Annotated in this window: 13 protein-coding genes; 7 read left to right on the top strand and 6 right to left on the bottom strand. The window is 69.0% G+C overall.

Annotated elements, in window-relative coordinates; all coding sequences use genetic code 11:
* The first annotated feature begins 129 nt into the window (after positions 1-129).
* Both QSK21_RS12940 and QSK21_RS12935 read left to right on the top strand, forming a co-directional pair.
* Entirely contained in the window at positions 130-501 is a 372-nt protein-coding gene (locus QSK21_RS12940) for an acyl-CoA thioesterase (RefSeq protein WP_285695866.1), read from the top strand.
* A 126-nt stretch (positions 502-627) separates the two neighbouring features.
* Positions 628-2,058, top strand: coding sequence for a glutamine synthetase family protein (locus QSK21_RS12935; protein WP_285695865.1), 1,431 nt, complete (start codon positions 628-630; stop codon positions 2,056-2,058).
* Between the two features lie 82 nt (positions 2,059-2,140).
* On the opposite strand, the gene QSK21_RS12930 is transcribed toward QSK21_RS12935, so the two are convergent.
* Entirely contained in the window at positions 2,141-3,688 is a 1,548-nt protein-coding gene (locus QSK21_RS12930) for an Nramp family divalent metal transporter (RefSeq protein ID WP_285695864.1), read from the bottom strand.
* Between the two features lie 123 nt (positions 3,689-3,811).
* The gene (locus QSK21_RS12925) at positions 3,812-3,994 is read right to left on the bottom strand and encodes a hypothetical protein (RefSeq protein WP_285695863.1); all 183 of its coding nucleotides are present in this window, start codon (positions 3,992-3,994) and stop codon (positions 3,812-3,814) included.
* A gap of 125 nt (positions 3,995-4,119) precedes the next feature.
* Here QSK21_RS12925 and QSK21_RS12920 point away from each other — a divergent pair, with 125 nt between their 5' ends.
* The gene (locus tag QSK21_RS12920; protein ID WP_285695862.1) at positions 4,120-4,668 is read left to right on the top strand and encodes a CGNR zinc finger domain-containing protein; all 549 of its coding nucleotides are present in this window, start codon (positions 4,120-4,122) and stop codon (positions 4,666-4,668) included.
* Between the two features lie 21 nt (positions 4,669-4,689).
* On the opposite strand, the gene QSK21_RS12915 is transcribed toward QSK21_RS12920, so the two are convergent.
* Both QSK21_RS12915 and QSK21_RS12910 read right to left on the bottom strand, forming a co-directional pair.
* A complete protein-coding gene (locus QSK21_RS12915) occupies positions 4,690-5,757 on the bottom strand; it encodes a M14 family zinc carboxypeptidase (RefSeq protein WP_285695861.1) in 1,068 nt (355 codons plus the stop codon).
* Positions 5,758-5,873: 116 nt separating this feature from the next.
* Entirely contained in the window at positions 5,874-7,325 is a 1,452-nt protein-coding gene (locus QSK21_RS12910) for an LVIVD repeat-containing protein (protein ID WP_285695860.1), read from the bottom strand.
* 308 nt (positions 7,326-7,633) lie between these two features.
* On the opposite strand from QSK21_RS12910, the gene QSK21_RS12905 reads away from it, so the two are divergent.
* Positions 7,634-9,154, top strand: a complete 1,521-nt coding sequence (locus QSK21_RS12905; protein WP_285695859.1) for a peptide ABC transporter substrate-binding protein — start codon at positions 7,634-7,636, stop codon at positions 9,152-9,154.
* On the opposite strand, the gene recD2 is transcribed toward QSK21_RS12905, so the two are convergent.
* A complete protein-coding gene (gene recD2 / locus QSK21_RS12900; RefSeq protein WP_285695858.1) occupies positions 9,144-11,369 on the bottom strand; it encodes an SF1B family DNA helicase RecD2 in 2,226 nt (741 codons plus the stop codon). The genes QSK21_RS12905 and recD2 overlap by 11 nt on opposite strands.
* A 167-nt stretch (positions 11,370-11,536) precedes the next feature.
* Between recD2 and QSK21_RS12895 the strand changes: the two genes are divergently transcribed.
* Both QSK21_RS12895 and QSK21_RS12890 read left to right on the top strand, forming a co-directional pair.
* The gene (locus QSK21_RS12895; RefSeq protein ID WP_285695856.1) at positions 11,537-13,651 is read left to right on the top strand and encodes a M28 family peptidase; all 2,115 of its coding nucleotides are present in this window, start codon (positions 11,537-11,539) and stop codon (positions 13,649-13,651) included.
* Between the two features lie 100 nt (positions 13,652-13,751).
* The gene (locus QSK21_RS12890; protein ID WP_502871557.1) at positions 13,752-15,131 is read left to right on the top strand and encodes a glycosyltransferase family 2 protein; all 1,380 of its coding nucleotides are present in this window, start codon (positions 13,752-13,754) and stop codon (positions 15,129-15,131) included.
* A 154-nt stretch (positions 15,132-15,285) separates the two neighbouring features.
* On the opposite strand, the gene mtnA is transcribed toward QSK21_RS12890, so the two are convergent.
* Positions 15,286-16,449, bottom strand: coding sequence for an S-methyl-5-thioribose-1-phosphate isomerase (gene mtnA / locus QSK21_RS12885; RefSeq protein ID WP_285695853.1), 1,164 nt, complete (start codon positions 16,447-16,449; stop codon positions 15,286-15,288).
* 336 nt (positions 16,450-16,785) lie between these two features.
* Here mtnA and QSK21_RS12880 point away from each other — a divergent pair, with 336 nt between their 5' ends.
* Complete coding sequence (locus QSK21_RS12880) at positions 16,786-17,211, top strand: YybH family protein (protein WP_285695851.1); 426 nt, start codon at positions 16,786-16,788, stop codon at positions 17,209-17,211.
* The last annotated feature ends 1,072 nt before the right edge of the window (positions 17,212-18,283 follow it).

The following is an 18,283-nucleotide window of genomic DNA, read 5'->3' as shown; positions in this document are numbered from 1 at the left end:
GCAGCCCGCCGACAATTATCGCCCGGTTGCAGCGAGATTCACTGATTAGAGTCGGTCAGTACTGATCAACCCGGTCAGAGGGATATCGACCGCACGGAGGTTCGAGTGGGCACGGGGTTCACGCATCGGGTGAAGGTTCGTTACGGCGACTGCGATATGCAAGGCGTGGTGTACAACCCGAACTACTTCGTCTACCTGGATGACGCGATGGACACATGGATCCAGAGCGAGCTGGGGCCGGACTACCTGGGGCGGTTCGATTACGTCGTCAAGAAGGCGTCCCTGGAGTGGGAGGCGCCCGCGAGGTGGCGTGACGTGGTCGAGATGAGGCCCGAGGTCACCCGGTGGGGACGGACGTCGTTCGACGTGTCGGTGGCCCTGTCGGTGGACGGGCGTCGCATCGGCGTGGCCGAGTTCGTCTTCATCAGTGTCGAACCGGGCTCGCATGAGCCGAAGCCGGTGCCGATACCGGAAGAGGTACGCAACGCGCTGAGCGCATAACGCTCGGGTGAGCTCCGCTGACTCTACGATGCCGTTACCTCGCCTTCGTCCTTGGAACCGTCCTGCGGCGTTGGAACCGTCCTGCGTCGTTCGGGCCGTCCTCAAGACCCCGGTTGGAGCGTCACCGTGAACCAGTACGACGGAACCGCCGCCCTACAGCCTCGCCTCGACGACGCCGAACGGGAGCGGCGGCGCGAGCGTGCCGCCGCGCTGGCCGCGGAACCGCCCGTCAAGGACGTGACGGCGGTCGCGATGACCTGGGTGGACACCAGCGGCATCACCAGGACCAAGGCCGTGCCGTTCAGCCGGCTGGAGCACGCCGCCGCCTGGGGAGTGGGCATGTCGCCGGTGTTCGACGCCTTCCTGCTGGACGACTCCATCACCCAGGGCCGGTACGCGGGCGGCCCGGTCGGGGATTTGCGGCTGCACCCCGTCCTGGACCGCCTGGTGCCGCTGGCGGGGATGCCGGGGTGGGCGTGGGCGCCGGCCGAACGGTTCACCCAGGACGGCACGCCCCACCCGATCGACGCGCGATGGCTGCTGCACCGGGAGGTCGAGCGGCTGGCCGCCCAGGGCCTGTCGGTCCGCACCGCCTTCGAGGTTGAGTGGGCGGTGTCGGACGGGGACGGGGAGGACTTCGTCCCTGCGTGCAACGGCCCCGCCTATGGGATGACCCGGGTGGCGGAGCTGTCGGACTACCTGCGTGACCTGCTGCGTGCGCTGGAGGCGAGCGGGGTCGAGGTGGTGCAGATCCACCCCGAGTACGCGGCGGGCCAGATGGAGTTGTCCGTGGCGGCCGAGGACCCGATCGGCGCGGCCGACACGCTGGTGCTGGTACGCGAGACGATCCGGTCGGTGTCCTTCACCCACGATCTGGTGGCCTCGTTCTCCCCCAAGGTCGCCCCCGATTCGGTCGGCAACGGCTGCCACATCCACCTGAGCCTGTGGCAGGACGATCCCGCCGAGGACGCCTTCAACACGATGGCCGGGGGCGACGGCCCGTGCGGCATGCAGGCCACCGGTGAGGCGTTCGCCGCGGGGATTCTCGCACGACTGCCCGCGCTGTTGGCGATCGGCGCTCCCTCGGTGGCGAGCTATCTGCGGCTCGTACCGTCGCATTGGGCGGGTGCGTTCGCGTGCTGGGGCCTGGAGAACCGGGAGGCCGCGTTGCGCTTCGTCACCGGGCCCCTGGGCAATCGCAGCCATACGGCGAACTTCGAGGTCAAGTGCTTCGACGGCGCCGCCAACCCCTATCTCACCCTGGCCGCCGTGCTTGCGGCCGGGCGCGCGGGCGTGAACGACGAGTCCACCCTGCCCGAACCGGTCGACGGCGACCCGGCCGGGCTCGACCCCGCCGAACGCCAACGGCGCGGCATCCACGCGCTGCCCTCCTCCCTGGAGGAGTCGCTGGCGGCGTTCGAGCGTGACACGGTGCTGCGCGACGCCCTCGGCGAGGCCCTGGTCGACACCGTCGCGGTGGTGCGGCGCGGCGAGCTGGCCCTGTTCCAGGACGCCACTCCCGACGAGATCACCGCCGCCACCCGCTGGCGTCACTGACGCCTGCGGGTGGCGGCGGCCCCGTGCGAGCCCGGTCCCGTCCGGTCCCGTCCGGGGTCGGCACGTGGGATCGGAACGTGGGTCAGAACGTCACGAGCGGGTCGCCGACGAAGTCGGCGATGAAGTTGACGAAGAAGAACCCGAAGAACAGGAAGTTCAGGACCAGGATCACGTAGTGCCACGGGCGCGGCCGCGCGGGGCGCGGCAGCCTGCTGTTGAGGTACATCAGCATGAACGGGTAGATCAGCGCGCCCAGGTTGGACATGTTCGCCGACCACTGCACCAGGCTGACCGGCAGCGCGAAGTGCAGGATGATCCCGATGATGACCAGCAGCACCAGCATGAACGGGTAGTAGAAGCGGCGCGGGTCGCCCTCCAGCAGCGCCCGCAACCGAGGGCTGCTGGCGTGCGCGGCATCGGTGGTCACCCGCACCATCGCCTCGAATATTCCAAGCTGGGTGCTGAACAGGACGAGCACGCCCATGAGCAGCGCGATGTAGAACAGCCAGCGGCCGTACTCGGCGTCCAGCGCGCTGGCCACGAAGGTCGGCACGTTCGCCTGCGTGACCTCCTGACCGGAGATCTCGACCGCGCGGGCCATCAGGATCGTCGGCAGCAGCATGCCGACCATGGCGCCGACGAAGAAGACGCCCCACATGTCGGTGAGCAGCAGCCGGTACCAGCGCTTCCACAGCGCCCGGTTCTTGGCGTCGTCGGGGAAGGTCACGCCGCTGGCCAGTACCTGGACGCGGGTCCCGCGCATACCGGAGAGGAACCCGGCCTTGTGGCCCATGCCGTAGCCCTTGTCCCGGTAGTGGCCCATCACGTACCAGTTGAGGCCGGACGCCAGAGCGGTGAACCCGGCGAGCCCGCCGAGCTGGGTGGCGGTGATGCCATCGGGCGGCGCGGCGGGGGTGACGAAGCCCTTGATGCCGTCCCACCAGATCCCGAACGGGACGATGAACAGGCACATCAGCAGCAGGCCCACCAGGATCGTACCGACCATGATCCAGTTGGCCAGCTCCAGCGCCCGGGAGATCCGGCGCGCCGCCGCGGTGATCAGGAACACCACGACCAGCAGCGCGATCGCCCACAGCCGTGGCTCCTCGGCGCCGTCCGGCGCGGTCTCGGCATGCACCAGCGCGTACAGGCCCTGTCCCGCGGAGGCGGCCCATCCGCCGACGATGAACGAGAAGATGACGATGAGCACCGACAGCGGCACCCACAGCATCCAGCCGGGCGGGACGCGGCCCCACCCCACGACGGGCACCTCCCCGGTCGCCACCACGTACCGGGAGCACTCGATGTTGTAGAAGGTCTGCAGGACCGCGGAGACGACGATGACCCAGCCGACGCCCTCGAAGCCGAACTGCCCGACGGCCTGCGGGCCCAGCAGCCACTCGCCGCTGCCGATGGAGATGCCGAGCGCGATCAGGCTCGGGCCGACGGCGTACTTGAACAGCTCCTTGGGGCCGATCCGGCGTACGCCGAAGACCTCCTCGGGGGTGGGCAGGTCGGTGACGGGCAGGTCGGGTCGGCTGACGCCGAGCCGGAGGCTCTTGTCGGTGGAGACGGGCGACGATGGCGGTTCGTCGGGAACGCTCTTTGTCGGGTCGGGGGTGTCAGGCATGGGGCGCCTCCCGGTGGTGGAACGCTCGGCCCCCGACTTCCTCGGTGACTGCATGATCCGCCCGCGAGGCGTTTCCGGCAAGAGCCCCGGGGGCGTCTCTTCAGGACGCGCCCTGCCGGCCCTTCAGGACGCGCCCGGAAGGCGTCCGGTGGTCACCACCCGTCCGGTCTCGAACGCCTGCACGCGGATCTGGACGGCGCCGCAGGCGCACCTGGTATAGGTCACCACGCCCTCGGACGTCAGATGCCGGGAGATGACCTCGTAGACGTCGGACTGAGGCCATCCGCAGCGCGGGCACTCGTTCACATGGATCCCGTTCCCACCGGCCGCCTCGCGGAGCCGTCGCCTCGCTTCGTCCGCGCGCCCGCCGTGTAAGGGTTATCTTTATAATGACGTTTACACCATGATGGCAGAGAGCGGGAGCCCCGGCAATGCGGATCAGCGGGTACAGCGGATACAAGAGCCACGGGGTGTCCGCCGCGGTCGCACTGGTGAACGCCGTGACCAGCCGGGACGGCGACGACTCCGAGGACGCCCTGCGGGGGCTGCTGCGCGACCACGGATTCTTCTGGCGGCAGTTCGAGCCGGGGCACGCCGAGGCGTTCCGTGAATGGGGACGCATCCTGCGGCGGTTCTTCGAGGCGACCGACCTGGAGACGGCCGTGGACCTGCTCAACGAGCAACTGCTGAGCATCCCGATGCACCCGCACCTGGCCGACCACGGAGACCCGGCGGGGCTGCACATCCACTACGCGCCGCCGTCCGCCGTGCTGCCGCACAGGTTCCGGGCGACGACGCTGATGAACCTGTCCGAACTGGTCTGCGAGTACGGGCTGAACCGGACGGGCGTGTGCGCGGCCGAGGGCTGCGACCGCGTCTACGCCGACACCTCACGCTCAGGACGGCGCCGCTTCTGCTCGGAGTCGTGCGCCAACCGCACCAACGTCGCCGCCTTCCGCGCCCGCAGGCGCCGTGCCTGAACGCGCTGGGAGCCTGCGGGCTCAGCCGGTGGAGGAATCGCGGGGCAGGCTCGGGCCGCGCGGCGGGATCTTGTCGGCCTCGGCCGGGTCGATGCCGTCCAGCGCACCGGTCGCGGCGGCGTACGCCAGGTCGACCATGGTGATGTAGGCCGTGCGGATCTGGAAGTTCTGCCGTTCGGGCGGCAGGTTGCTCAGCTCCACCAGCAGTGACGCGCTGCCCAGCAGGCCGTAGGCGTTGCGCGCGATCCCCTGGTACGTGCCGCCCGGGTACTGGGACACGACCGCCCCCGCCTTGGTGAACGCCCCGTACACCCGCACGCCCACCTGCTTGGACGCGTTGAGCGCGGCGTCGGACACGCCCGTGGCGTTCGGCCAGAAGATGGACGCCGTGATCTCGCGGCCGTCCGGCGGCGGGAACGCGTACCGGCCCTGCATGTGGTAGTCGACCATGATGGAGGGGCGGAACGCCTCGTACTGGCGGCGGATCGCGGCCGCCTCCGGCACGGGGTTGTCCTCGGGCTTCACCGCGGGATCGTGGTAGCGGTTGATGTCGTAGCCCTGTCCCGGCTCGCCGAACTCCGGGTTCGCGTCCGGGTCGTAGTTGTAGCGCCACTCGTGCACATGGCCGTCCGGGTTGGCTCGGACGACGATGCCCAGCGTGATCCTGGAACGCAGCTTCCTGGACGCGCGGTCGTTGCCCAACCCGAGCTTGCGCAGTGCCAGGAGGGCCGATTCGGTGCCCAGCGGTTCGTCACCGTGTTGCTGCGTCACGTACATCAGCCGTTCGGGGCCGGTCCCAAGGGTGGCGAACCACAGCGGGCGCCCCTCGTTGGTCCTGCCGATGCTGCGGACCTTCACACGCCCGTGGCTGGCGCGTTGCAGGTTCTTCAGGGCGCGCGCCAGCTCGGCATTGGTGTGCAGTCGTGCCCCTTGGCCGGAGCCGCCCTGGTGCCGGACGTCCTGCCCGGCGTTGGGACGGTACGACGGGGCGGCGTTGGCGGGGGGAGCCAGCAGGCCCGCCGTGAGGGCGGCTACGGACAGGCCGGCGACGAAGGGCCGGAGGAGACGGACACGCCGAACAGATCGCACGGATCGCAAGGGTTGCGTAGGTCGCACGGGTCGCGTTGGTCGCACGAGGGGAGCCTCCTGTTGCTCGTGACGAACGGGCTGCGCCCCCGAACGGCCCGCATCCTGATGGAGTCCGGTCAGCGGAAGGTGGGCTTGACGACGTCGATGCCGCGCCGATGGTCGGCGATGTAGACGTAACCGCCGTGGTAGTAGGCCGCCCACACCTGGGCGTTCTCCGGTCGGAAGTAGGCGATCTGGCGGGGGTTGGTGGGGTCGCGCACGTCGATGAACCGGGTGCCCTGCGAGTAGAAGGCCATCGCCAGGACGCCGTTCTCGACGTCGAAGTAGTGGGCCGAGCAGTCCTCGGTCTGGGATTCGGGGAGGCTGCCCTCCTGCCCCGCCACGCTCCACGTACCGAGCGTCTGGAGCCGGAACGGCTTCTGCGGGGTGGAACGCCACCCCTGGCCGCCGTACGAGCCCTTCAGCGAGGCGAGCACCAGCAGGCCGTCGTTCACGCAGCCCGGATTGAAGGTCTCCTCGGTCACGATGAGCGTCTGCCCGTCACCCCACTTGCGCGGGTCGGGACCCTGGTCCCGGGTCTTGCCCACGGCGCGGTAGCTGTTGTGCATGAACGAGGAGAAGGTGGTGGCCTCGTCGATACCGCCGCCCGCGTAGGGGATGGGGTTCCATGGGGTGGCGACGCGGTAGCGCTTTTTCACAGGGTCGTAGTGGCGTCCGCTGGTGCGGTAGCCGCGTACCCCGCCTCGCCCGGACGACCAGGCGATCCCGGCGGAGTCGACCTGGATGTCGTGGGAGTAGTCGGTCACGCCGTCGTTGCGCCCGGTGTCGATGGGGTCCTTGAACACCTTGGGCTTGCGCGGGTTGCGCACGTCGGTGACCCAGATCGGGCGCCCGCCCCAGTCCGCCGGCATCCACGACGCCTTGGCGGGCCCGCCCGTCCACAGGTACTTGCAGTCGTTGACGCACGAGGTGGTGTGCCCGGCAGGGACCTGCGTGTAGGCGATCTGCGTCGGCCTCTCGGGCCGGGACACGTCGATGACGTAGATGCCCGACTCGCCGGTGTCGGTGGTGCCGCCGAACGCCCGCGGGTCCCGCGACAGGTAGATGATCTTGCGCTTGTGGTCGGCCTCGGTGTCCTCGCCCTGCCAGTACCCCGGCAGGTCGAACGAGCCCACCAGCCTGGGGGCGCGGGGGTCGGCGCTGATGTCGTACGCCTTCAGTCCGAACCGGCCCGTCACGTACATGATGGTGCGCTTGGTTCTGCCCTTGCCGTAGTCCATGAAGACCAGGGATGTGGCCTCCTTGGGCTCGGGCACGTTGCCCACGTGCTGGACGCCCTTCTGAGCACCCGGCGCGGCGGCGGATTTCGTGCTCGTGGCCGCATCGCGCCGTACGTGGCCCGCGTGCGCCCCAAGGCTGCGGCCTTCGCCCTGGGCCTGCGAGGTGGCCGTCTGCTGGTTGCCCGGCTCCGGTGGGCAGGCCCATGCGGTGCCCGCCGCCAGCACCGCCACCGCACTGACCGCGCCCGCGCTGAACAGGACACTCCGGGAACCTCGGTGAAGCCGCATCGTGCCCCCACGCACCTTGAGCGGACTGAGTGGACGTGTCGCGGGCGCCCGGTGCGGGCGTCGCCGAGCCAAGTCTCGTCCGGCCCCCGTTCATGATCAATAGGCGATACCTCCCAAAATGGTTGCCGTCCTGCTGTGAGTCAGCGCCCAACCTCCCGTGGAGCGTCCACCCGCCCGCATACCCCACCTGCGGCTTCCGGATCCGGCGCGGACGTGAGGTGCGCCTTCCCTAACGGGCGCGCCTTCCGGAGGGTGAACCGGGTGCCGTACGCTCACCCGCGTCGCCATCGCCTGCACGGGAGCCGCGTTTGAACAGCGTCACGCGTACCGCCGCGCTGGTCGTGGGAGCGGTGGGGATGCTGGTGGCGCCGCTGGGCGTCATGAAGGTGCTGAGCGGTCCCGGCGATCCGCGGCTGTCGGTCGGCGCCGCCCCGCCCGCCACGCTCGTCCCCGGCGACGTCAGGGACGCCACCGGACGCATGGTCGCGGGCGCGGTCTGGACGGGCCTGACCGCCTACGATCCCCGCACCGGCTCCACCACCCTGGCCGCCGCCGAGTCCATCACGTCCCCGGACCGGAAGGTCTGGACGGTACGGCTGAAGGCGGGAGGGCGCTTCCACGACGGGTCCCCGGTGACCGCACGCTCCTTCACGGGCGCGTGGATGGCCGTGCTGCGCGAGGGCTGGTCCGGGGCCCGGCTGTTCACGGACGTGGCCCGCCTCAAGGGCGCCGCCCCGCGGAAGGACGGCGCCGAAGGTCTCAAGGTGAAGGACGACCTCACCTTCGAAATCACCCTGGATCGCCCCCTGAACGGCTTTCCCTCCTTAGTGGCCGCGCCTGCCTTCATGCCCATGCCTGAGAGCGTGCTGCGATCCCGGGATTGGGCCTCGTACGGACGGCGCCCCATAGGAAACGGCACGTTCCGCGTCGCCGCTCATGGCCCGCGCGAGACCGTCCTCGAACGCCCCAATGCCCGCACGGTCGTCGTCAAGGCGATGCCGGATCCCGCCAGGCAGTACGCGGCCGTGGAAGCCGGCGACCTGGACGTCGCGACCGAAGTGCCGCCGGACAGGCACGAGTCGATGGACACCGAATTCCGCAACCGGCATCTCACCCTGCCCGGCCTGGCGACGACCTACCTGGCCTTCCCTGCGTGGGAAGAACGCTTCACCCCCGGCGTACGCCAGGCACTGTCCATCGCGATCGACCGCAACGCCATAACCGAGGGCGCCCTCGGCTACCAGGCCACGGCGGCCAATTCCCTGGTGCCGCCGGGCATACTCCCGGGGCACCGCGAGGGCCAATGCAGGCTCTGCCTGCACGACCCGCGCGCCGCCACCGCCGCGCTGACCGACGCGGGCGGTTTCATGGGCACGCTCACGATCTGGCATGAGAAGGCCGACACCGAATGGGTCGAGGACATCGCCGAGCAACTCCGCAAGGGCCTGACCATCGACGTCCAGCCGCGCGAGACCACCGCGGCCGAGTTACGCAAGGCCCTTGTCGAACGCACGGTGGACGGGCCGTTCGTCCTGCACTCGACCGCTCCCTACCCCGCCCCTGTGTCGGCCCTCCGTCCCCTGCTGGAAGCGCCTACCGGCTATGACGAAGCCCGCGTCACCGATCTGGTCGGACAGGCCGAGGCCGCGTCCACTCCCGAACAGGGCGTCACACCCGCACGACTGGCGGAGTCCGCGTTGCTCAGGGACATGCCGGTGATTCCCCTGTGGACGACCCACGAGCATTTCGTGTGGTCGGAACGCACCCGGACCGTGACGGCCGACCCCTTCACCGGCCTGCGCCTGGATCGGCTCTCCCTCAACGACTGATGCGGTGGGTCAGCGCCGTATGGCGGCGTCCCGCACCGGCCGTGCGTACCGCCGCGGCCAGCGCGCGGCGCGACCCGACCAGGACGACCAGCTTCTTCGCCCGCGTGATACCGGTGTAGAGCAGATTGCGCCGGAGCATCATCCATGAACTGGTCGTGAGGGGGATCACCACGGCCGGGTACTCACTGCCCTGCGAACGGTGGATGGTGACGGCGTAGGCATGCGCGAGCTCGTCCAGCTCATCGAAGGAATAGTCGATGTCCTCGTCCTCGTCGGTGCGGACGGTCAGCAGATGCTCCTCCAACGACACCGACGTGACCACGCCCACGGTGCCGTTGAACACACCCGCCTCACCCTTGTCGTAGTTGTTGCGCAACTGGGTGACCTTGTCGCCGACCCGGAACACACGCCCGCCGTACCGCCGTTCCGGCCGGCCCTCGTCGTGCGGGGTCAGCGCCTCCTGCAACAGACCGTTGAGCGCGCCCGCGCCCGCCGCGCCCCGATGCATCGGCGCAAGAACCTGGACGTCCCTGCGCGGGTCGAGGCCGAACTTGCGCGGTATGCGGTTGGCGACGACGTCCACGGTCAGTTCCGCAGCGGCGTCGGGCTCCTCGCAGGGGAACAGGAAGAAATCCGGGAAGCCTTGCGTCTGGGGGTGCTGCCCGGAGTTCACCCGGTGGGCGTTGACGACGATCCCTGACCGCTGTGCCTGCCGGAAGATCTTCGTGAGCCGTACCCTCGGCACGGCCTCGGCCGCCAGCAGATCGGCCAGGACCTCCCCGGCGCCGACCGAGGGCAGTTGGTCCACGTCCCCCACCAGCAGCAGGTGCGCGCCGCGCGGCACCGCCTTGACCAGCTTGTTCGCCAGGATCAGGTCCACCATGGAGCACTCGTCGACCACCACCAGGTCGGCGTCCAGGGGATTGTCCTGGTCGAACTTGGCGTCACCGCCCGGCTGCAACCCGAGCAGCCGGTGCACGGTCGCGGCCTCGTGCCCCGTCAGCTCGGCCAGGCGTTTGGCGGCCCGTCCCGTAGGCGCGGCCAGGACGATCGTGGCCTTCTTGGCGGCGGCCAACTCCACGATGGAGCGAACGGTGAAGCTCTTGCCGCAACCCGGTCCCCCGGTCAGCACCGACACCTTGGACGTGAGCGCGAGCCGCACCGCCTCCTCCTGCTCGGGGGCCAACTCCGACCCCGTCTTCGTGCGCAGCCACGCGAGGGCCTTGCTCCAGTCCACGTCGGTGAACGACTTCAGCCTGTCGAGCCCCGCGTCCAGCAACTCGCGCAACCCGTTCGCCAGTGAACGCTCCGCCCGATGGAACGGCACAAGGTACACCGCCGGGATCGTGACGCCCTCCTCACCGGCCCCAGGGATCGCCTCCCGCACGACCCCCTCCTCCTGCACGAGGTCGTCCAGGGCGGGCCCGATCAGGTCACGCGGTACGCCGAGCACCTTCTCCGCGGCCGTGACGAGATTGGGCTCGGGCAGGAAGCAGTGGCCGTCGTCGGCGGCCTCCGACAGCGTGTACCGCAGGCCCGCCTTGATGCGTTCAGGACTGTCGTGCGGGATGCCCACCGCCTGCGCGATCGTGTCCGCGGTCTTGAAGCCGATGCCCCACACGTCCGCGGCCAACCGGTACGGCTCGCGCCGCACGGTGTCGATGGACGCGTCCCCGTACTGCTTGTAGATGCGCACCGCGAGGGACGTGGACACCCCGACCCCCTGGAGGAAGACCATCACCTCCTTGATGGCCTTCTGCTCCTCCCACGCGTCCGCGATCCGCTTGGTGCGTTTGGGGCCCAGCCCGGGGACCTCCACCAGCCGCTCCGGCTCCTCCTCGATGACCCGGAGGATGTCGGTGCCGAAGTGGGACACCATGCGGTCGGCCATCACCGGCCCGATCCCTTTGATCATCCCTGAGCCGAGGTAGCGCCGGATCCCCTGCACGGTCGCCGGCAGCACGGTGGTGTAGGACTCCACCTCGAACTGCCGGCCGTACTTGGGATGGGACCGCCACCGCCCGGTCAGCCGCAGGCTCTCGCCCACCTGCGCGCCCAGCAACGCCCCCACCACCGTCAGCAGCTCACTGCCCGTCCGCTCCGTGGCCACGCGCGCCACGGTGTAGCCGGTGTCGTCGTTGGCGTAGGTGACGCGTTCGAGCACCGCCTCCAGGACCACCGGCCGCGGCCGCGCCGGTACCGATGCGCTCGTCACGGACCTCATGATGGCGGATCCGGCCGACAGCTCCCGCCCTCATCCCGCAAGAACCGGCGAAACCGCAGGCCAGGCGAGAAAAGTGACGTTGGCAAGTGTTGATCTGGACGGGCGGGTGATCGGGGCATACGGTCCGGGCCTGGTACCGCATGTGCTGGAGGCCCATCGTGTTCCGCTCCCGAACCACGGCCCTGGCGGCGCTGGCAGTACTCGGCGCTTCCGCCGTCACACTGGCCACCATCTCCCCCGCCACCGCCGCACGCCCTGAATCCGACCCCATCGCCGGTTTCACCGACCAGAACGGCGAATGGCAACGGCGATACGAGAAACTCTTCGGCGCCATCCCGTCCGCCAGGGAAGGCCGCGCCCTGGACGCCGAACTAGCCGCCAGACCCGGGCTCGCCACCACGACCGGTGACCGCGAACGCGTCGAACGCATCGTGGCGAAACTGCGCTCCTACGGCCTGCGTCCTGAGGTCAAGACCTACTACTCGTACATCTCCATGCCCAAACGGGTGTCCGTCAAGATGACAGCACCCGAATCCAGGACCCTGCCGGTGAAGGAAAAGCGGCACCCCTGGCAGAAGCACTGGGACGAAGTGATTCCTGGACACAACGGCATGTCGCCGTCCGGGAACGTCAAAGGCGAAGTCGTCTACGCCAACTACGGGCGGCCCGAGGACTTCAAGCTCCTCGCGGACAGAGGCATCTCCGTCAAGGGGAAGATAGCCCTCATCCGCTACGGGCAGAACTTCCGCGGCATCAAGCCACGCGAGGCGGCCCGCGCTGGCGCCAAGGGCGTTCTCATCTACTCCGACCCCGCCGACGACGGGTTCAAGCGGGGCGAGGTCTATCCGCACGGCCCCTGGCGCGCCTCGGACGGCATCCAGCGCGGCAGCGTCGCGCAGATCCAGCTCGCCGCAGGCGACCCCCTGACGCCCGGCTGGGCCTCCGTGAAGGGCGCACGGCGCATCAAGCCGTCCGAGGCGCCGATGCTGCGCGGGCTCATCCCGACCACGCCCATCTCCTACGGGGCCGCCGAACCGCTCCTCAAGGCGCTCAAAGGCCCGCAAGTCCCCGAGGAATGGCAGGGCGGGCTGCCCTTCCCGTACAAGTTCGGCCCGGGTGGCACGAAGGTGCACCTCGACCTGCAGAACGAGTTCTCCGTACGTCCCCTGTGGAACGTGACCGTCCGGATCCCCGGAAGTCGGCATCCCGACCAGGAGGTCATCCTCGGCGCGCACCACGACGCGTGGACGTACGGAAGCGTCGACAACCTGTCCGGCACCGAGAACATCCTGCAGATCGGCCGCGCCCTGGGCACGCTCCTCAAGAAGGGGTGGCGGCCCAAGCGCACCATCACGCTCGCCACCTGGGACGGCGAAGAGTACGGTCTCTTCGGCTCCACCGAGTACGCCGAGGACCGTGCACGCCAGCTCCGCAACGCCGTCGCCTACATCAACATGGACGGCGCCGGTGGATCGCATTTCGGCGCCGCGGCGACGCCCGCGCTCGACCGGTTCATCATCGATGCCTCCAAGGAAGTGCGGTGGCCGTCCACCGGCGGAACCCTTTACGAGGCATGGAAGGCGCAGAACGACGGGGAGACCCCGATCGACCGCATCGGCGGCGGCTCCGACTTCCAGGCGTTCTTCGAACGCTACGGCGTGCCCGCCATGGACCTGGGTTCCTCCACGCCCGGCTCCTCGGGCAGCTACCACTGCGCCTGCGACGACTTCTACTGGCAGTCCCGCTTCGGCGACCCCGGCTTCGAGTACCACGCGGCCATGTCCCGCCTCGCCGGCATCGCCGCACTACGAATGGCCAACGCGGACATCGTGCCCATCGGCTACGCCCCGTACGCCCGGGAGGTCGCCGGTGACCTCGCCGACTTCACCAGGGCACAACAAGACCGCCTCGGCGAAGTCGTCGTGGACGTAACACGCACTATCGAACAGGCCAACGCCTGGCGGCATGCCGCGGAATCCCTGCAAGCACGCGCCGACAAAGCCCTGCGCCAGGGGAACACGGCCCTGTTCAACCAACTCAACAACCGCATCATGCAGGCCGAGCGCGACCTGCTGACCCAAGACGGCCTCCCAGGCCGCCCCTGGTACAGGCACCAGCTCTACGCACCGGGCATCGACACCGGCTACGCCACGCAACGTCTGCCCGCCCTGTACGACGCGCTGTTCACCAACAACGACCCCGAAACCGCCAAGGCATACGAAGCGCGCCTCTATGGAAGCCTGCGCGCCGCGACAGAAACCCTGACCGCCTAATAACCCGCCGGGCTCCGGATCACCGGAGCCCGGCAAGTTATCCACAATCCCGCGCCCACCTTCCGCCCCACCCCACTCGATCCGACCATGAGTTCCAAGGATTCGAGAGGGGAAACACCATGCACGGCGGAATCGGGCTCAGCACCCTGATTTATGCACTTGTCGGACTTGTCCTGATCACCGCTCGCGTGCTGGGAAACCGGCGATGAAGGTCTCCATCATCGTCCCGGCGCACAACGAGGAGCAGGGCCTTCCGGCCACCCTGGCGTCCCTGCTCGCCCAGAGGCAACCCGCCCACCAGATCATCGTCGTCGACGACGGCTCCACCGACCGCACCGGCGACGTCGCCCGCTCCTACGGCGTCACCGTCCTGTGCCCGCCGCACAACCTCGGCAGCAAGGCCAAGGCCCAGAACCACGCCCTCCCCCACTGCGAAGGCGACATCGTCCTGGCCGTGGACGCCGACACCATCCTCGCCCCCGACTACATCGAGAAGCTCACCCCCGCGTTCGACGACCCCGCCGTCGCCATCGCCGCGGGCAACGTCCAGACCCGCTTCACCCGCACCCTCTGGGAACGCGGCCGCTCGACCGAATACCTCTTCGGCTTTCACTTCCACCGTCCCATCCAGGCCGCCGCCCACAGCCCCATGGTGTGCTCCGGCTGCTGCTCCGCCTTCCGCCGCGACGCCCTCCTCGCCCACGGCGGCTTCCCCGAACGCACCATCGTCGAAGACATGGACCTGACCTGGTCCCTCCAACTGGCCGGCCGCAAAGCCGCCTACGTCGGCGACGCCGTAGCCTGGGCCGCCGACCCCGAGACCCTGCCCTACCTCCGCAAACAAGTCCGCCGCTGGATGGCCGGCTTCTTCCAGAACGTCCGCCTCCACCTCCCGCGCCTGCTGACCCGCAAACCCATGCTCGCCCTCTGGGTCTGCCTGGCCATCCTCGAAATCGTTATAGCTCCCTTCTGGTGGACGACCCCGGCCCTCCTCACCTTCCTCTGGCACGTCCCCGCCGCCCACGCCCTCGCCTGGTGGTCGGGCACGGAATTCCTCCTCATCACCCCACCCCTCCTCTACGCCGCCAGACGCCGCCGACTGCCCTTCCGCCACGTCCTGACCAACCTCCCCTGCGTCTACGCGACAAGAGCCGTCAACACCTACTACGCCTGGAAAGCCCTGATCACCGAACTCCTCCTCGTCCCCCTGAACCTGGCCCAACCCCTGACCACTTACGAAAAAGGCCGATCCAACACTCCCACCTACCAACCCCGCCACGCCCGCCCCCGCAAACAAACCCCCAACAACCCCCATCACCAACGATTGCGCACCCCGAACAACCAACCAATAATCCACTCCAACACAAACACTCCAAACACCAACGACCGCACACCCATAACAACCGAATCCAGCGACCGAAGCGAACCAATCAAAGCACCCAACGGCCCTCAACCGTGTCTGAGACGCAGCCCGCCCTAACCACCCTGCAGGCCCACGCACACCCTGATCGGCTAGCAGACAACGCGGACTCCACCAGCGCGCCGCCGGATACGAGGCAACCCACTACCGCCCGACCAACACACCAGCGCCAACCGATGCCAGATAGACCGGGCTTCATCAAACCCGGGGCACCTCAGTGGTTCGGCTTTGATGGGTCAGGGTGGGTCGCGGGCGTGTCGCCTGCTGAGACTTCGAGGACGCCGGTCTCGGTGACCAGGGCGGTCACCAGGCGGGCGGGGGTGACGTCGAACGCCGGATTGAAGGCATCGGCGGCATCGGGCGCGATGGAGGCACCACTCCACGCGAGGACCTCGCCGGGCGCGCGTTCCTCGATCGGGATCTGCCCGCCGGACGGCATCGCGAGGTCGATGGTGCTGCGCGGAGCGGCGACCACGAACGGGATCCCGGCATCGGCGCAGGCCAGGGCCACCGCCAAAGAGCCGATCTTGTTGGCGGTGTCGCCGTTCGCCGCGATCCGGTCGGCACCGATGACGGCCACGTCCACCAGGCCGCGCAGGATGGTGCTCGCGGCGGCCCCGTCTACCTGGACGCGATAAGGGATGCCCGCCTGTTCCAGCTCCCAGGCCGTGAGCCGCGAGCCTTGAAGCAGTGGACGAGTCTCGTCCGCGTACACGAGCTGAAGCCGGCCCCGCTCGTGCAATTCGCGGATGACGCCCAGTGCGGTCCCCCAACCGGCAGTGGCGAGCGCGCCTGCGTTGCAATGAGTGAGGACCCTCAGCGGCCGGTCCCCGCTACGAGCAAGGATCCAGTCCGCCCCGGCGCGTCCGATCGCCCGGTTGCCGCGCACGTCCTCCTCCAGGAGTGCCTGGGCCTCCGCGATGACGGCATCGACGCCTTTGGGGATCAGCGGCACCACCCGGTCGACCCCCGCCGCCAGGTTCACGGCGGTCGGACGGGCCGAGCGCACCCGCTCGATCGCCTCATCGCGCTCGGTCTCGTCCCAACCTTTCCGCTCCGCCTCCGCCATGGCGATCGCCACTCCGAACGCACCCGCGACCCCCAGCGCGGGCGCACCGCGCACGACCAGCCGCCGAATCGCGTCGACCAGCGAAGCGGTGTCCCGGACCTCACAATGCTCGAACCGACCGGGCAGCACGGTCTGGTCGATGAGCCGCAGCCCATCTCCCGTCCACGTCACAGCCCGGATATCGCTTCCCATGCCCACAACTCCACGCATTTCCGAAGGAAGACCATGTTCCCACCCTCGGGGCACCCGGTCGACGACACCCGCAAGCGGGCACTCCTCGCCTTCGCGAACGGGCCGCGCCCGCACCACCCCTTCACAATCTGAGCGACCCCACCGAACGGCGGCCGAACGTTCACCACCGGCCGCATCGGAGCCGCGCCCGTCCAGCAAGGTGCAAGGCGACCCACCAGGTCACCGACGAGGCCCTCCGCACGGCTGTCTTCTCGTCCACGCCGCGCCCTCGGTTGACGCCGTGCTGACGGCGGCCGCGATCGGGTCAACGCCGCCGCGTTCGGCGGTAGGCGATGGTGTACCTGCCTACTTGTTGAGCAGGGGCGGCGGCTTGTTGTGTCGGCGCGATGAGTTTGGGTTTGCGGCTTGGTCATATTCGCCGTAGGTGCATCGAGGTGGGAGGACAGGGCAGCTATGGCTACGCGCGAGGAAGAGATCCGCGCGCTGATCGAGCGCTGGGCCGAGGCGGTTCATGGCGGCGATATGGAGGGAGTCATCGCCGACCATGCGGATGACATCGTGATGTTCGACGTACCGCCGCCTTACCAGGGCGTACGGGGGCTGGACGCCTATCGCGAGACATGGCCGCCCTTCTTCGAGTGGCAGGCGGGAGGCGCCGTCTTCGAGATCGAGTCTCTTGAGGTCGTGGCCGGTGACGATGTCGCGTTCGCCTACGCGCTGCTCCGGTGCGGCACCGAGCGGGAGTTCCGCGACAACCCTGACAACCGGCTCCGGCTGACGCTCGGGTTGCGCAGGGAAGGGGGACGGTGGGTGGTCGCCCACGAGCACCACTCCTTTCCGCTCACCGAGGCGAGTACGGCATCAGCCGAAGACGGCTGATCTCGCGGCGGACGGCCACTTTCTGTGTGCGCTGCGGTGGACGGGCTCTTCCGTGAGCCCCCGGCGTGGGACGCATGAGATGTCGGGCCGGGCGCCGGAAGGCCCTGGGGTGCCGATGAGCACGAGGCTGTTGGCCCGAGGATGCGGCTGTGCGCGTCGCCCAGTAGTCATGGCCCGACCGTCGCGTCGTCCGGCACGAGCCACACCCGACTCCCGACTCGGCCCCGCCTGGCGAGGTCCACAGATGTCATATGAGGGTGCACGACGAGCGGCGGTGGCTGGGCTCATGCCGGGAGTTGGCTTGCGGCGGAACGCAACCAAGTGCTTCGGGCATCACTGACACCATGGACGGGAGCCGGTGAAACGCGTTGGCGGACGGCCGCGTTCCAAGTGTGTGCGCTGCGGTGGACGGGCTCTTCGGTGAGCCCTCGGCGTGCGATGTATGACCTGATGGGCTGGGCTCCGTAAGCCCCCAGGGGGTTCGGGGCTGAGTCGGGAGTCGGGTGTGGCTTGTGGCGGAGGGTGCCGCGGTCGGCTGGCCGCTGGAGGACGCAGATGGCTGCATCCTGGGGGAACGCAAAGAGTTCTCAATGGCCTAGGCGAGGGCGGCATTCGAGTCACCCAGGTTCGGACCAGCGGGGCACCGCCTACTTTGAACCGGTTCTCTCGGACGTTCGGGCAACACCGCACCTGCGACGCTGCTCTGGCGCCATGCCATGGCCGCACGCGGGTACCTGTCCTGGACGCTGGCATCGGACGGGGGTCTTGCGACCTGTCCGTGAAGGGTTCTCGATGGCCTGGGCGAGGGCGGCTTGCGGGGTTATCCATCCAGTGGGGCGCCTCAGTCTTGCCGAACGTTGGGGCAACGCCGCGGCTGCGTTCCTGATTGGGGGTGATGTGGGGATTGCGCGCGGTTACTTGTCGTGCGGTTGGTATCGGGCGGGCGGTCGGCGGTTCTTGAGGTTTGGGGGTTGGTCCGGCGGGGTGGTGTGAGCCGGTGTCGGGGGGCGCGGGTTGGGGTGGATCACGGGTTGACCTGCGGAAACTTGACATCTTTCGAATTTGTGTTCGA

Origin of the sequence: Actinomadura sp. NBRC 104412 (assembly GCF_030269515.1) — a bacterium.
Lineage (GTDB): Bacteria > Actinomycetota > Actinomycetes > Streptosporangiales > Streptosporangiaceae > Spirillospora.
Note: the sequence above shows the minus strand (reverse complement) of the source record. Positions and strands in the feature narration are given on the sequence as shown.

Excerpts from the sequence above, each read along its gene's own strand:
- QSK21_RS12930 (WP_285695864.1), bottom strand. The coding sequence starts at position 3,688 with ATGCCTGACACCCCCGACCCGACAAAGAGCGTTCCCGACGAACCGCCA.
- QSK21_RS12920 (WP_285695862.1), top strand. The coding sequence starts at position 4,120 with ATGCGGATCAGCGGGTACAGCGGATACAAGAGCCACGGGGTGTCCGCC.
- QSK21_RS12910 (WP_285695860.1), bottom strand. The coding sequence starts at position 7,325 with ATGCGGCTTCACCGAGGTTCCCGGAGTGTCCTGTTCAGCGCGGGCGCG.
- QSK21_RS12880 (WP_285695851.1), top strand. The coding sequence starts at position 16,786 with ATGGCTACGCGCGAGGAAGAGATCCGCGCGCTGATCGAGCGCTGGGCC.